Origin of the sequence: Nostoc sp. UIC 10607, from assembly GCF_047228265.1 — a bacterium.
GTDB lineage: Bacteria > Cyanobacteriota > Cyanobacteriia > Cyanobacteriales > Nostocaceae > Nostoc > Nostoc foliaceum_A.
In genome coordinates this window covers 195986-210801 of sequence record NZ_JBIQNW010000007.1, presented here as the reverse complement: position 1 = coordinate 210801, position 14816 = coordinate 195986, and the positions used below count along the sequence as shown (strand labels likewise).

14 protein-coding genes are annotated in these 14816 nt (G+C 45.2%); 9 read left to right on the top strand and 5 right to left on the bottom strand.

The window, feature by feature from the left end:
- Positions 1-77: 77 nt before the first annotated feature.
- Together ACEYW6_RS09585 and ACEYW6_RS09580 are read left to right on the top strand one after the other, a co-directional pair.
- The gene (locus ACEYW6_RS09585; protein WP_083468830.1) at positions 78-212 is read left to right on the top strand and encodes a group II intron maturase-specific domain-containing protein; all 135 of its coding nucleotides are present in this window, start codon (positions 78-80) and stop codon (positions 210-212) included.
- A 36-nt stretch (positions 213-248) separates the two neighbouring features.
- The gene (locus ACEYW6_RS09580; protein ID WP_153228379.1) at positions 249-401 is read left to right on the top strand and encodes a hypothetical protein; all 153 of its coding nucleotides are present in this window, start codon (positions 249-251) and stop codon (positions 399-401) included.
- 92 nt (positions 402-493) lie between these two features.
- Here the strand turns inward: ACEYW6_RS09580 and ACEYW6_RS09575 are convergent, their stop codons facing one another.
- The 3 genes from ACEYW6_RS09575 to ACEYW6_RS09565 form a co-directional block, all read right to left on the bottom strand.
- Positions 494-2656: an ATP-binding protein gene (locus ACEYW6_RS09575; protein ID WP_412979519.1), complete on the bottom strand. Its 2163-nt coding sequence runs from the start codon at positions 2654-2656 to the stop codon at positions 494-496.
- Positions 2657-3415: 759 nt separating this feature from the next.
- Positions 3416-3685 (bottom strand): hypothetical protein, encoded by a 270-nt coding sequence (locus ACEYW6_RS09570; RefSeq protein WP_011316747.1) that lies wholly within the window; start codon positions 3683-3685, stop codon positions 3416-3418.
- Between the two features lie 235 nt (positions 3686-3920).
- The gene (locus tag ACEYW6_RS09565) at positions 3921-4820 is read right to left on the bottom strand and encodes a hypothetical protein (protein WP_011316748.1); all 900 of its coding nucleotides are present in this window, start codon (positions 4818-4820) and stop codon (positions 3921-3923) included.
- A gap of 296 nt (positions 4821-5116) precedes the next feature.
- On the opposite strand from ACEYW6_RS09565, the gene ACEYW6_RS09560 reads away from it, so the two are divergent.
- The 4 genes from ACEYW6_RS09560 to ACEYW6_RS09545 all read left to right on the top strand — a co-directional run bounded on the left by ACEYW6_RS09560 (position 5117) and on the right by ACEYW6_RS09545 (position 8757).
- Positions 5117-5608, top strand: coding sequence for a hypothetical protein (locus ACEYW6_RS09560; RefSeq protein WP_011316749.1), 492 nt, complete (start codon positions 5117-5119; stop codon positions 5606-5608).
- Complete coding sequence (gene gnd, locus ACEYW6_RS09555) at positions 5581-6636, top strand: phosphogluconate dehydrogenase (NAD(+)-dependent, decarboxylating) (protein WP_235526362.1); 1056 nt, start codon at positions 5581-5583, stop codon at positions 6634-6636. The genes ACEYW6_RS09560 and gnd overlap by 28 nt, the downstream gene beginning before the upstream one ends.
- Positions 6637-6734: 98 nt before the next feature.
- Positions 6735-8111, top strand: coding sequence for a glucose-6-phosphate dehydrogenase (gene zwf / locus ACEYW6_RS09550; RefSeq protein ID WP_412979518.1), 1377 nt, complete (start codon positions 6735-6737; stop codon positions 8109-8111).
- A gap of 385 nt (positions 8112-8496) precedes the next feature.
- The gene (locus tag ACEYW6_RS09545; protein ID WP_011316752.1) at positions 8497-8757 is read left to right on the top strand and encodes a hypothetical protein; all 261 of its coding nucleotides are present in this window, start codon (positions 8497-8499) and stop codon (positions 8755-8757) included.
- 194 nt (positions 8758-8951) lie between these two features.
- On the opposite strand, the gene ACEYW6_RS09540 is transcribed toward ACEYW6_RS09545, so the two are convergent.
- Positions 8952-9170, bottom strand: coding sequence for a metallothionein (locus ACEYW6_RS09540; protein ID WP_062296333.1), 219 nt, complete (start codon positions 9168-9170; stop codon positions 8952-8954).
- 590 nt (positions 9171-9760) lie between these two features.
- Here ACEYW6_RS09540 and ACEYW6_RS09535 point away from each other — a divergent pair.
- Complete coding sequence (locus ACEYW6_RS09535) at positions 9761-10948, top strand: NADH:flavin oxidoreductase/NADH oxidase (RefSeq protein ID WP_041457396.1); 1188 nt, start codon at positions 9761-9763, stop codon at positions 10946-10948.
- 502 nt (positions 10949-11450) lie between these two features.
- Here ACEYW6_RS09535 and ACEYW6_RS09530 read toward each other — a convergent pair.
- The gene (locus ACEYW6_RS09530) at positions 11451-11900 is read right to left on the bottom strand and encodes a DUF1931 family protein (RefSeq protein WP_412979517.1); all 450 of its coding nucleotides are present in this window, start codon (positions 11898-11900) and stop codon (positions 11451-11453) included.
- 789 nt (positions 11901-12689) lie between these two features.
- Here ACEYW6_RS09530 and groES point away from each other — a divergent pair.
- Positions 12690-13001 (top strand): co-chaperone GroES, encoded by a 312-nt coding sequence (gene groES, locus ACEYW6_RS09525; RefSeq protein ID WP_011316757.1) that lies wholly within the window; start codon positions 12690-12692, stop codon positions 12999-13001.
- 153 nt (positions 13002-13154) lie between these two features.
- Entirely contained in the window at positions 13155-14792 is a 1638-nt protein-coding gene (gene groL, locus ACEYW6_RS09520) for a chaperonin GroEL (protein WP_011316758.1), read from the top strand.
- Positions 14793-14816 lie beyond the last annotated feature (24 nt).

The window sequence follows — 14816 nt, the reverse complement described above, 5'->3', positions numbered from 1 at the left end:
GCCCAAAAATACTATATTTTGGGCTATTTTTATCTAACTTTTCTTAACATTCAACATTTCTGACAGGATACATTTTTATGATTTGTATATTTTATTTTTTGGAAGTCCCTAACCCAATATTAAGAGGATGGAGAAATTTCTACCGAAATGCGGTCAGTTCTAGGACGTTCTCTTACGTTGATCATAAAGTGTTCAGAATGCTCATTAAATGAGCATATCGAAAACACCGAAACAAAGGCAAGAAATGGGTGATTAAGAAATACTTCCAACCAAATAACAATTGGAAGTTTTACGACATCGTAGTTGATGCAGCGATCGCCCTTGGTGCGACCGAGCAAGAACGGTGCGAGACAATGAGGTTGAGCCGAGATAGCTGTTCTGGGGTCAACGGCTTAGAGTGATTTTCGTGTAGAATCAATAATATTCGCTCTTGATGCCACGTATTAGCCCAAAAATTTAGCGCGACTGACTATATTATTGATGTGACGAATGGCTAAGTAGAGCGAACCAAGTCAGAAATGGCTTGTGCTAACGTTAATGGTTCGATTGGTTTGAATATATGCCGATCAAAACCAGCTTTTAGTGCCTGTTGCTGATTTATTTCACCAGCATAAGCTGTAAAAGCGATGGCTTTTATTTGTCTATATTGTGGCCATAAATTTCTGAGTTGCTGTATCAACATATAACCATCAATATTAGGCATCCCAATATCACTCAGTAAAACATCAAAATTAGACTGGTTAAGTATGGTTAGTGCCTCTTGTGCTGAACAAGCGGCAGTGACACTGGTTCCATGCTGCTCTAGCACAAACGCAACCAATTCCCTAGTATCAGGCTCATCATCCACTACTAAAACTTTGACACCACTCAAATCAATGGATAAATCAGACAATTTACTATCCTGAGTTGTTGTCGGCTGGGGAGACATTAATGGTAATCGGATGATAAAAGTAGCTCCTTGGTCAACACCTGGACTTTGCGCCTCGATTGTGCCACCATGCAGTTCTACTAAGTGGCGTGCGATCGCCAAACCTAATCCTAGCCCACCGAACTTTCTAGTGATGGAGCCATCTTCTTGGCGGAAGTAGTCAAAAATATAAGCTAGAAAGTCAGGAGCAATACCTTTGCCTGTATCGCTAACAGTAATTTGAGCCACATTGCCCATCTGCTCTAAATGGATCTTCACCTGTCCGCCTGGAGGGGTAAATTTGACAGCGTTGGAGAGCAGATTCCAAATCACCTGTTGCAAACGAGTTGCATCACCTCTAACCTGACCAATATTTGGTTCAAGTGCTGCTTGCAGCGTAATAGACTTGGCTTGGGCTGCCAGCTGTACCGTTTCCATTGCCCCCATAATCGGATCTGTGAGGTCTACCGGACTGCGATTCAGGTTAAGTTTGCCTCGCAGAATACGTGAAACATCCAATAAATCTTCTATCAGTTCTGATTGCAATTGAGCATTGCGGTGAATAGTTGCTAGTCCTTCTTCTATCTTGGCTTCAGAGAGTTTGCGTTTTAGAAGAAGACTAGACCAACCTAATATCGGATTCAGAGGTGAGCGTAACTCATGTGAAAGCACCGCTAAAAATTCATCTTTAACTCGGTTTGCGGCTTGGGCTTCTTCTCGTGATTGGCGTAACTCTGCTTCTGCGAGTTTATGATTTGTAATATCTATCAGTATCCCATCCCATGCGTTGCCTTCTGTCGTCGGCACAGCACGGGAACTGCCAGCAATCCATTTGAGTTTACCTGATGGCGTAATCATCCGTCCTTCCCACCGCCAGGGTAAAAAATTCTCTACAGCATAAGTGAGTGAAGATTTAAACGACGCTACATCCTCTGGATGAATTAATTCCACAAAAGAATTTCCATCTTGAACAATCGTTCGCGCCTCCAACTCCAATAGTTCATAACAGCCGGAACTGAAAAAAGTAAACCGATAAGGATGATCTGGGCAGGGTGAGTAACGATATACTATCCCAGGCACGTTTGCTACCAGTGCCTCAAACTGAGCTTGAGTGTAATTGAGCTTTGCACGAATTGCTTGCTCTTGACGTACAGCATTCTCTACCTTTTGATGCCAATAATTAAGACTTTGCAGAGCAGAAGCACTAAAACCTGCTAAACGGTTCATCAGCCGATGATCTTCACCATCAAAGCGTCGTGTTTCCCGATGGGACACAATCCAAAGAGTGCCTAATGGTTGATTATTGATGTATAGCGGAATTAGCAATCCCTCAACAATCGGGAACAGTGGATGATGTAAGTAAGTAAAATAGCGTTCGGGATAAGTATAAAGTTGTACTTTTTTAGAAAAAAGTGTCGTGCCACAGGGACTAAAATTACCGGGAGTCGTGGTTTGTTCTAAAAACTCCAATGCGCCTGCAATTGCTACCCAGCGAAATCTAGATTCGCCATTGGATTGTGTTTCCAGTAAGCTAATTCCGGCTGAATCAGCTTGACATAATTCCAGTCCAATCCGCACTAGAGTTTTGAGTAGTAATTGCGGTTCATCACTCAGGTGTTGGGATAGTGTGTGGAGGGCTTGGTTTTCATCAGCTAAGTCTGCCTGTCTTGTTGGACGACCAGCTAGTTCCTCTGTAATCAAAACTTCCGTTTCTGTGGCTGCTGGAGTAGTGTTTTGAGATAAACGCATACTCTAAATATAGGTAGGATTTCAAAATCACAGCCATCTTTCCTATTTTTAACAGTTAACAAAAAATTTATGAGTCTTCCTTTACATATGTATATATGTAAAGAGACTTATCACTCACTGTTCGCGTAATCGATTCAGGAAATAAAGAATTGAGCCAAATGGCTAAAAGCTTTGTCATACATGAATGAAACGCATTAAGCATTGGGATATCTAGACTTTGGAGACTTAGACAATCAATACTGCGATCGCTCTCAACAAATCTAGATTCCTGACAATATGTTTTGTGAAAGTTGGTATGCAAGAGACTTATCCCCCAGTTTAAAATATCAAAGCTAGACATAGCAATACTTTCAAGTACTTTTCGGGAATTAATTATTTCCTATTTGGATTACGCGAACGGTGAGTTATCAGTAAAGGATTTAATATTTCATCTTTCAAAATTATTTAATATCTTGCAAAAAGAACGCTTGTATAGCAGCAAAGAAAAAATGGTCGCTAAGAGCAACTGTCCCATTTTCGATGATTGGGGCGACTACAGTGAGCAAGCTGTATCAACGCAAAATCAAGCTAGGACAACTCTACTGTCCCATTTTTAGTCAAAAGTGGGACAGTTAAACCCTTCAAATATCAGAGTAGGCTGAATTGATACTAATTGTTGAAATGCTTGTTATGCCTGGCTTTCAACACCACCAATTTCCTTAGCGACCAAAATTTCTCCATTGCTATACAAAGGCGAAGTTATGGCTCTTTTGTGCAATATTACTTGCCAAAATTGTTAAGCAATGTTTCGCCAACAGTGTCTTCGCTAGTTCCACGCCCGTTTGGATCAACATTTAGCATCAGCAAAAGTATGAAGAGCAACAGTTTGACAATCCAATGACTGATAGCAACTCCCAAAATGATGCAGATCAGCCCGATGACTACTACTAAAACGCGCCACGCGTCGTCAGAGATAGTTTTCAAGCCCCGGCAAGAGATGACTACACCAATCGTAACTAGAGCCAAGCCTATTATTGTCTCTTGCATCATCTCTTCCAGTTCTCGATAACTGAAGGCATAGAGACAATACCATCGGATGGATTGCAGAATGACCTCAGGCAGGAAGTGATACTAATTTATAATTCGTAATGACGCTCTCTACGAGATGCTAAAAGCGAACGCGGGCTTGCTACCGCTACGCTAATGTAATTCGTAATTAAGACATATCGAAAAAGGTTTGATAAAGGCTGTTTACTCATAGTCTTTAAGGATGGGAGACTTTCCTTTAACTTGAGGTAGGAGCCAGCCAGAGGGCTAAGTTTCGCACATAGGCTTTAATATGTTCAAGGGCTTGTGGGTTTTGCTTCATCCCATCTCCAGGGGGTTCGGTTACAAAGCTAGGTGCGCCCATATCAACATCCCAATTGTAGTCGGCGAAATGGTGGAAGCTTGATTCAGCGATCGCACGTCCTAAAATATTTCCTTGTTCATCCTGGGTACTTTCAAAAGCAACTACTAAGTTGAAGTCCCGACCGGAGACTGAGCTTGTACCCAAGGCAATTACTCGTGCATTCTTCTCGTTTGCAGGCACACCTACGGCTCCTTCATGGGGATGAGCCGGAAAGAATTCAATCTCCTCAGAAGGTGATGTAGGATTCTTGAGTAAGTCATGAATGGGTTCTATGAAAGTAATTTTCTCATAGTCACCATTTAACCCAGAATGGAAGTTGGGCCAGGAAATATACTTAGTGTAGATGTCATCAGGGTAGTGGTGCGAGGGATCGGGATCGGGATTCTTACTGTGAAAGTAATGGGCTGCGCCGACACCACCAAGATTGCAAACCGAACAACCTACATCTTGATGGTCACGGCTGACCAATAAACCGCCGCCGCGCTGACGGAAGGCACTGATGCTCTGACACTCTTTTGGAGTTATGCCATCCCCTACATCCACAGCAAACAGCCACAGTTCATCAAAATCTGAATTATCCAGCGTACTTAAAACTGGATCGTTTTTTTCAGCAGTATTTTCTCGATCCCTTGCTGTTACCTGGTACAGGGGTTCCCCAGTGTCACTTTTCAACGAAGCTAAATAGTCCTTTAGCAAAGAAAATCGCCCAATAGACCAATCATCTTCATTGGTGGGAATTGTTGTCTGTAACAGAATTTGAATCGGTTTAGTCATGATCTCACTCCCTAGGGTTCCTCTTGCAGCATGAGCTAATTACTAGATCAACATGGGAATTGTAGCGACATAATCTAAGCAAAAAATGAGGACGTTTAAAGAGCAATGCTTTTGTAAAAGCAGAGATAAGTGTTTCTAAACGCAATTTAGTATCAGTATCTGCTCAGATTTTCCTTAGATTTGCCAACTAACGTTAGGGCAGATTCGTTAAGAAGATAAGGAAATGGGAAAAATTGGACAAATCCTAGATTCAGGCTTGGTTAACTGATTCGTCTTTGTAGAGAGGTATAAGACCTATGGTTAACAAAATTGTAACCACATTTGAACAAGACCATAACCGACCAGAATCAAAAGAATTTTATTGGAAACATTTTCTCTATAGTCTAGTTTGGCTGACGGTGCTAATGCTGGGATTTGGAGGATTGGGATGGACTCTCTGGCTCGATCGCCATTTCTCGACGATTGCAATACCGATGTTCATTTTGGCAATTGCCACAGTCCGTGCCTGCATACTCACTGGCTTTCCCGTCTGGGCGGGATTGTTATCTCTCACATTCGGTTCTGCATGGATTCTAACTGGAGCATCGATATCAAGCGGATTATTGGGCTGGGCAATAGCGATCGCTCTATTCTGGATTGGCATTTTTACCCTGGATATGGCATTAGACCAGTCTGTCGAACATTTGTTGTTAATAGAGTTTAGCCGAACTGAAGTTTTTTCAATTCTAACAGCCATCTGCGGTACTGGCGCTATTGCGGGATGGATACTCCCAATTTTTCTCACTTGAATACAGGGCATGTTATGGAACTGGGAATGATAGGACTAGGACGAATGGGAGCTAACATGGCACACCGTTTAACCCAGGCTGGACATACCGTCATTGGCTACACTCGTCAGCCACAAAAAGCAGAGGTGCTGGTTCAGGAAGGAGCGATCGCTCGTGGTGTAACATCATTCGTTGAACTCATCGAAGCACTCACGCCACCCCGCACCGTCTGGCTGATGCTACCCGCCGCGACAGTAGATGCTACCCTACAGACTCTCATCCCGTTTCTAGACGCTGACGACATTATCATTGATGGTGGCAATTCTTACTACATTGATGATATTCGTCGTGCAGATCAATTAAAAGTCAAAGGAATTGAATACATTGATTGTGGAACTAGCGGTGGCATTTGGGGGGCAGAACGCGGCTACTGTCTCATGATTGGTGGTGCATTGGCGGTGGTGAAATATCTTGACCCCATCTTTGCAGCGCTGGCTCCTGGTGTATCAGCTGCACCGCGCACCCCTGGTCGTGAGTTAATGGGGGGAACAGCTGAACAGGGCTATTTGCATTGTGGCTCTCACGGTGCAGGGCACTTTGTCAAAATGGTTCACAACGGCATTGAATACGGCATCATGGCAGCTTATGCCGAAGGGTTGAACATTCTTCACCATGCTAATATTGGGAAACAATTGCATCAAGTCGATGCAGAAACGGCTCCCTTACGAAATCCTGAATTTTACCAATACGACTTTAATCTTGCAGATATAGCAGAGGTATGGCGCAGGGGCAGCGTGATTAGCTCTTGGTTACTTGATTTAATAGCTATGGCGCTCGTCAAAGATCCCGACTTAACCGACTTTGGGGGACGCGTATCCGACTCTGGAGAAGGTCGATGGACACTAATGGCAGCCATTGAAGAAGCAGTTCCAACTCCCGTCCTTAGTACAGCTCTTTACACACGATTTAGCTCTCGCGGTCAATCAGAATTTGCAAATAAACTCATCTCTGCGTTGCGCTACGAGTTTGGTGGGCATTTGGAAAAATGACACGGGGACACGGGGATTTTAATCAGCTTTTTTCCTCTGTGCCCTTCTACCCCCCTGCTCTCCTGCTTCCTCTGTCCGCGTCGATATGGAGGTTAATCATGGCAGCTTTACTCTCTGATGCCCTGGTATTTTTTGGGATCACAAGTGATTTAGCCTACAAAAAAATCTTTCCTGCCTTACAGGCGATGATTCAGCGCGGTCATTTTGACATTCCAATTATTGGAGTGGGTAGGCGAGATTGGAGCATCGAACAATTACAATCTTATGTGCGTAAGAGCCTGGAGGAACAGGTAGGCGTTGATGAGGCAGCTTTCCAGAAACTGTGTTCATTACTTTACTATATTTTTGGTGATTATAGCGATCGCGCCACCTATGATAAATTATGCCAGGTACTCCAAATAGCTGAAGCTCCTCTGTATTACTTAGCCATTCCTCCCAGTTTGTTTGCGACGGTTGTCGAAGGGTTAGGTCAATCAAGTTGTGTAAAGAATGGTCGCGTTATGGTAGAAAAACCCTTTGGACGCGATCTAGAATCGGCTAGAATACTGAACTGCATTCTGCACTCTATCTTTCCCGAAAGTCATATTTTTCGGATTGACCATTACTTGGGAAAAGAACCGGTCCAAAACCTTCTCTACACTCGCTTCGCCAATTCATTACTCGAACCGATTTGGCATCGTGTCAGTATTGCCAGCATCCAAATCACGATGGCTGAAAAATTTGGCATCGATGGACGGGGACAGTTTTATGAAGAGACAGGCGCTATTCGGGATGTGGTGCAAAATCATCTACTTCAGGTGACGGCGTGTTTAATGATGGATCCGCCCATCAACGAGCAGCATGAAGCCATCCGAGATGAAAGAGCGCGATTGCTCAAATCCATAGATCCAATCGAACCCTCAAATGTAGTGCGCGGGCAGTACAAGGGCTATGCCTCAGAACCTGGTGTAGCTCCTGATTCCAAGGTCGAAACCTTTGCGGCGGTTAAGCTCAACATTGATACTTGGCGCTGGGCTAGCGTTCCGATTTACATTCGTGCAGGCAAATGTTTACCGAGTACAACTACTGAAGTTGTGGTCAGGCTCAAGCGTCCGCCGCAGGATGTTTTTGGCGAGCGTGCCTTTGGATTAGCAAATTATTTCTACTTTCGTCTTAGTCCAAATGTGCTGACTGCGATCGGCATTCGCTCTAAAACCCCAGGCGACAGAATGGTGGGTAGCGAAGTCGGACTAGTCGCTCAAGTCGAGCATGGCAATGAGATGAATCCCTACGAGCGGCTTTTTGAAGATGCCATGAAAGGCGACTCCATGTTATTTGCTCGCCAGGATGAAGTAGAAGCACAGTGGCAAATTGTTGCTCCTATCCTAGATCGAGCAACCCCTGTTTACGAATACGCACCTCATACCTGGGGGCCTCCTTTAGCGGATCGCATGATTCCCCCAGATGGCGGTTGGCATAATCCTAATGAGACGTGATATCTTCCTATACTGTACTTGAAGAGTTGGTATTGGTTTTCAAGTTTACTCATTAATGCATCTCTCCCATGTCTCAAATCGCAATTATAGAAGCCTTCGCCGAACTAAATTTCCGGCAGTCCCATTTTTTTCATCACCTCTAGCAGCAGAACAACATCATCGATTCGTTCTGAAATTATTCGTTGGGGTATGTGTGCCATTTTTCACTCTTACCACCTAAAGTTACTTCACAACAAGTTTTTTGCTGGGACAAGGCTTGGCGAGTGCCTGTTTTCGGAAAGCTTGCTTCTTCACATATCCCCTATTTCATCAAATTCATTCTCTATTACGCGAACGGTGAGTATTAGATAGTCTTCATAGCGGTAGTAATAAAAATCTCACAGACTTGAGCGATGAGGAAAGGTGGTTTGCCCGTGAATACTTCCCGACGCTGATTGACGAAGCCGAATCATCGCCTGAAGATGCCTTAAATCACATAGCTGAGGTGGCTACAGTCCTTACTATGACCAAGTTCCGGCGAATTGTGGATTTCTCCACGCCTCAAGTTAAAGCTGACTTACTGATGATTATCTTGCGTTGTCTGCCCACTGAAGTTTACTCAGACTTTGCCCCACTGCAAGCTGTAACTAACCCGACAGTGACCTGATAAAATTTATCGGTTTTCATTTCTACTGACCTATCAGTAGTAAAAGATGCTCTGCTTCATGATTGTGTACTTAATCATTAGGTAAGCGTCCGGTTCACTATGTCTTGTCACGCTTTTTGAACCCCAGAAAGAGCGTGAGTGCATTAAAATTATTCACTGAATTTTTGATTCAGTGGTGCTTCTAGGTCGTGAGTTCAAGCTACCACTGATTGTAACTGCGAATTGTGAATGGGAAAAAGCGAATTGGATTGACAATCACAGCCTGTGTGACCACAGCCTTGCCCATTGGGATGATTATTGGCACATTCTTCTCCACAGTAAGCTTTACCATCTTTGATGACAGCATCAGTCAGAGAAACAACGCATAGGCAAGATGGACAAGCACATTTCATTTGAGTAACGGTTGTAGTCATGGATAACATCAAATTTGTTTTGAAGTCATATTATTGAATTGTTTAATAAATAACCATCTGTCTCAAGTAACTATTAAGCTGCTTCAATAGCTATAATTTATACAACCTGATTTTTAACGGCTCTAGGAAATAAGATGCGTTCCCCCTGGACTACCTCCTACCTTCTGCCTCCCAGCATCTCCTCAGATTTTCCTTAGATTTACCAACTAGCGTTAGTGTTCAAGTTCAGCAAACAATGTCTATGTTATGGAACTGGGTGGGAGCCAACATGCCACTCTAATTTAGGCTGGGTCATACATCGGCGCACCGCAAGGTTCTACCTATGTCCGTCCCGGTGATGTTTTAATCTTATATGGTCGCTTTGCTGCGTTCAGTGAGCTTGATTCACAACAAGCGGGAATTTTGGGAGAATATGCTCACAAAGATGCGATGGGCTATGCCCCAACCTAGGCGATCGCAAATCAGCAGAGACTCCTTTGAGAACACGATCGTCAAGATTCATAAATACCAGTTTCCACCTATCAGTCTGCCAAAAAAAGTTGAAAGTCAAACGTTAAGTGTGAGTTCATAAAGCACCGAACAGTCAAATCATGACTACACAGAACATAACAACTTTGTCATCATCTCCAGCCCAGACCGAATTAAAAACCCCAGGTTATCAAGGCTGTCAATCAAGGAGTCTGCACGACTCGGAAATACCCGAAGTGGATTTGTTTACTCCACTAATAATTCGAGATATCACCTTGCCAAGTCGCGTGGCGATGTCACCAATGTGTCAATACTCAGCAGAGAATGGATTTGCTAACGATTGGCACTTCGTCCACTTAGGGAGTCGGGCTGTGGGAGGAACTGGTCTGATTATGGTTGAAGCGACAGCCGTAACACCCCAAGGACGGATTACACCTGGCGACCTTGGGCTTTGGGACGACAAGCAAATCGAGCCACTAACTCGCATTGTGCGCTTCCTTCGCCAACAGGGATCTGTTACAGGGATTCAATTAGCCCATGCTGGAAGGAAGGCAAGTTGCAATGTTCCTTGGTTAGGCGGTACGCCACTGACACCTGAACAAGGAGGTTGGCAGCCTGTCGCACCTAGCCCAATTCCTTTTCAAGAGAACGCTCCTGTACCGATATCCCTCGATGAGCGTGGTATTCAAGAAACGATCTTCGCGTTCGTTGCAGCAGCGCAGCGTGCCCTGCAAGTAGGTTTTCAAATGATTGAAATCCACGCAGCACATGGATACTTATTGCATTCTTTTCTTTCACCACTCAGTAATCGCCGAACAGATCGTTACGGCGGTTCGTTGGAGAACCGAATGCGTTTATTACTGGAAGTAGTAAGGCGAGTACGAGATGTTTTGCCCAACGGGATGCCGCTTTTTGTACGCATCTCCGCTACCGACTGGGTAGAAGGAGGTTGGGATCTCCAGCAATCAATCATATTGTCCCGTGAACTAAAGACTCTAGGCGTTGATTTGATCGATGTTTCAACAGGAGGTTTAGTACCCCATGCCAGAATTCCTGTGGAGAAAGGCTATCAAGTCCCTTTTGCTGCCAAAATCCGAGAAGAGGCTGGGATCATGACAGGAGCTGTGGGGCTGATAAATGAGGCTGAGTATGCCGACCAAATAATTACTCGTGGGTGTGCAGATTTGGTTCTCATCGGTCGAGAATTACTCCGCAATCCATACTGGTCGATTTATGCCCGTTGTAGCTTGGATGAAGAACCTAATTGGCCTGTGCCTTACGGTTATGCAGTTAAACGACAGAGAAGGTGAAAAATTTGACGTTGCACAACAGTGGGATCAACTAGAGAAGGCAGGGGCATCAGTGAGAGGTTAAGGTAATTGCACATTTGTCAAGAGGGTGCAGGAAAAGGCGATAAATCAAGCTTGGAGACTGGCTTTGGCAGGGCTTTGACTACTCCTAAGTCTTGATTTTCTGGGGCAGCAAAGTACTTAATCGGGTCAAATATATTAGGACTATCCCTTTCAAGGTGGATAAAAGTTCTCGACGATAAATTCCTCAATAGCCGCTTACCTCTCTCTTGAAAAGTTTCCTACGCCGGGAAACCCGTCTTCGAGGAACTTTTCGCTGTAGTCTCTGCACCTCTAAGGTTAAAAAAATACTTTCAAACCGCAGAGAACACAGAGAATGCTGAGAAGAAATAAGAGTTTTTCGAGTCACCTTGAAAGGGCTAATTGTTAATCTTGGTATTTGACAAAAAAGCGGAAGTAGCCCCCGCCCATTTTTCGATGCCGTTCCATCTATTCACTGAGTCTACAGCAGCAAGTCAAAAATGCTGAAGGCGCGCTCCCAGTGCATCGTCTGGGGGTTCTTGAGATCGGGATTGATGATCTTGAAGGTGCGGGCAAGTGCCACACTAAGTCCACCCACGATGTCTGGAAGCCGTGCCTCGGTCTCTTTACTGTAGTCCAGGTCGAGCAGTGGCCGCGTCGTCATGTAATCCAGTATGGGCTTTAGCTCAATCTCCTCGTTGATCTCCTTGAAGTTGTGAATTCTCTCCTCCAGTCCCTTTGTAATAGGTACATCAAAAGGTTCGATGATGTCGCGCCCGTTCGCCTTCGCCGTAGCCTGGCCACGAAGGAGAAGATCGTAGGTTTTATGATTGACGAAGTCGCTGTAACGCTTAAGGTCGTTCTTGTCCACGTCTAGACCTGCCACAGTGCGGAAGAAGCGCTCGAACTTAGAAATACTGATTACTGACATGATTTAAATCCTCTTTGAGAACATTAAACAACCTCAGTGTTTAACGGTTGAATTGAGCAGATGCTAATAACCTTGAACTTAGTACTGACGGCTCTCTTCAGTCCGCTCCAATGAGGTTTTATCAAGAAAGGCAGAGGGCAGGAGGCAGAAGGCAGAAGGAAATCTGATTCCTGCCCTCTGCTACGACCGTAGGGAGTAAGGGTTTAAGACCCCCACCAAATTGAAAATTTGGTGAGCCAGCGCTGCAAGAAGGTTTCCTTCTGTAGGCGACTGGCGCTCGCGTAGCGTATCCGTAGGATTCACCCGTAGGGTGGCTCTTGTTTAGGAGGGGTCTGAATCCCCTTCTAAACAAAACCTTCTGCCCTCTGCCCTCTGCCTCCTGCCTTCTTCAATTCAATACAGTTCGGTTAATAGTAGCCGCACCCTTTAGCCTGTAAGCTAAATCTCACAACCAATCACATTTGCAGTGCTTTGCAACTCAGCCGATATCTGCAACTATCAGTACATCCCACCATCGTACTCAATTAAGCTGAACCTCAACAGAAATTCTTGCACGCCCGGTTTTTGCCATACAACTGTTTTGCAACTTCCATGATTTCCTCAGAAAGTCCTTAGATTTTTTGGTTAAGGTAACAAGCACTGAGCAGTACCAATCAATATTTTTGACAAAAAAGGTAGGAGACATACTGCGGGGTACAGAAGAAAGATGACAAAAACTTTAGTTGTGGGTTTAAAGCCCACTCACTAATGTACCTACTGCCTCCTGCCTTCTCAACAGGAGAATAGCCTATGGCAGCCGTATCGCTGAGTATTTCGACAGTAAAACCATTGGGCGATCGCATCTTTATTAAGGTCGCGCAAGCGGAAGAAAAAACTGCTGGGGGAATTTTATTGCCCGACACCGCCAAAGAAAAGCCACAGATTGGAGAAGTGGTGCAAGTCGGCCCGGGGAAACGTAATGAGGATGGATCTCGTCAGCCAATGGAAGTGAAAATTGGCGAGCGAGTTCTCTATTCCAGATATGCCGGAACCGACATTAAACTCGGTAGCGAAGAATACGTGTTGTTATCTGAAAAAGATGTCCTGGCGATCGTGGAGTAAGCAGCTTTCAAAGGGACTGAGTATTGGGGAAAAGAGAGCAGGGGGAGCAGGGGGAGATAAAACTCCTAACTCTTGTACAGACGCGATTTATTGCGTCTCTATTCAGCACTACTGAAAACATCCTAATTAGTTATTCATAAGGACAACATTTCTATGGTAAAGACAATTCTGTACAAGGACACGGCCCGTTGGACATTGGAAAAAGGCTTTGACGCTCTGACCGAAGCCGTCGCTGTCACCCTCGGTCCCAAAGGGCGGAATATAGTTTTGGAGAAAAAATTTGGCGCTCCTCAAATAGTCAATGATGGAGTAACTATTGCCAAAGAAATTGAACTAGAAGATCCCGCTGAGAATACCGGGATTTCCTTGCTACGTCAAGCAGCCTCCAAGACAAACGATGTCGCGGGTGACGGAACCACCACTGCAATTGTGCTGGCTCACGCGATGCTTAAAGAAGGGCTACGCAACGTTACGGCTGGTGCCGATCCCCTGACGGTGAAACGGGGGATTGATAAAGCTACAGAATTCGTCATCGAAAAAATTCAAGAACACGCCCGTCCAATTAAAGATTCTAGGGACATTGAGCAGGTTGCAACCATTTCAGCGGGTAATGACCCCGAAGTGGGTCGGATTGTGGCTGAGGCGATGGAAAGAGTGGGCAAAGAAGGTGTAATCTCTCTAGAAGAAGGCAGATCCACAACGACCGAACTGGAAGTCACTGAAGGAATGCGCTTTGATAGAGGGTACGTTTCGCCTTACTTTGTGACTGATCCAGAGCGAATGGAGGCAGTGCTGGAAGAACCCCACATTTTAATCACCGATCGCAAGATTACAATGGTTCAAGATTTGGTGCCGATTCTGGAGCAAATTGCTCGCACGGGCAAACCCCTACTAATCATTGCGGATGACATTGAAAAAGAAGCCTTGGCAACTTTAGTTGTCAACCATTTGCGCGGTGTACTGCGAGTCGCGGCGGTGAAGGCTCCCGGCTTTGGCGCTCAACGTAAAGCCGTGCTGGAAGACATCGCGGCGCTCACAGGTGGTCAGGTGATTAGCGAAGATACGGGCTTGAAGCTAGAAAATGTCAGGTTAGAAATGCTTGGTAAAGCCCGGCGAGCGATCGTTACCAAAGACGACACAACCATCGTGGCAGAAGGCAACGAAGAAGCTGTCAAAGCTCGCATCGAACAAATTCGTCGCCAAATCCAAGAAGTTGAATCCTCCTACGATAAGGAAAAACTGCAACAACGGCTGGCGAAACTGGCAGGTGGTGTCGCGGTGATTAAGGTCGGTGCTGCCACCGAAACTGAACTCAAAGACCGCAAGCTACGTCTAGAAGATGCAATTAATGCCACCAAAGCCGCAGTTGAAGAAGGAATTGTGCCCGGTGGCGGTACAACAATAGCACACATTGCTCCCCAGCTTGAGGAATGGGCAAAGAGCCAAATGAAGGATGAAGAGTTGACGGGCACTATGATTGTGGCTCGCGCCCTTTATGCTCCACTACGTCGCATTGCTGATAATGCTGGTGCTAATGGTGCGGTGATTGTGGAGCGCGTCCGTGAACTGCCCTTTGATGAGGGATACGATGCCGTTGCTAATAAATTTGTGAATATGTTCGAGGCGGGCATTGTCGATCCAGCGAAGGTGACTCGTAGTGCTTTGCAGAATGCTGCATCTATTGGTGGTATGGTGCTGACCACTGAGGGTGTTGTGGTAGAAAAACCTGACAAGCAGGCGAAAGCGCCAGCTGGTGTCGGCCCTGGCCCTGGCGAAGGCTTCGATTATTGAGGAAACTGGGTATTGGGGAGCCAG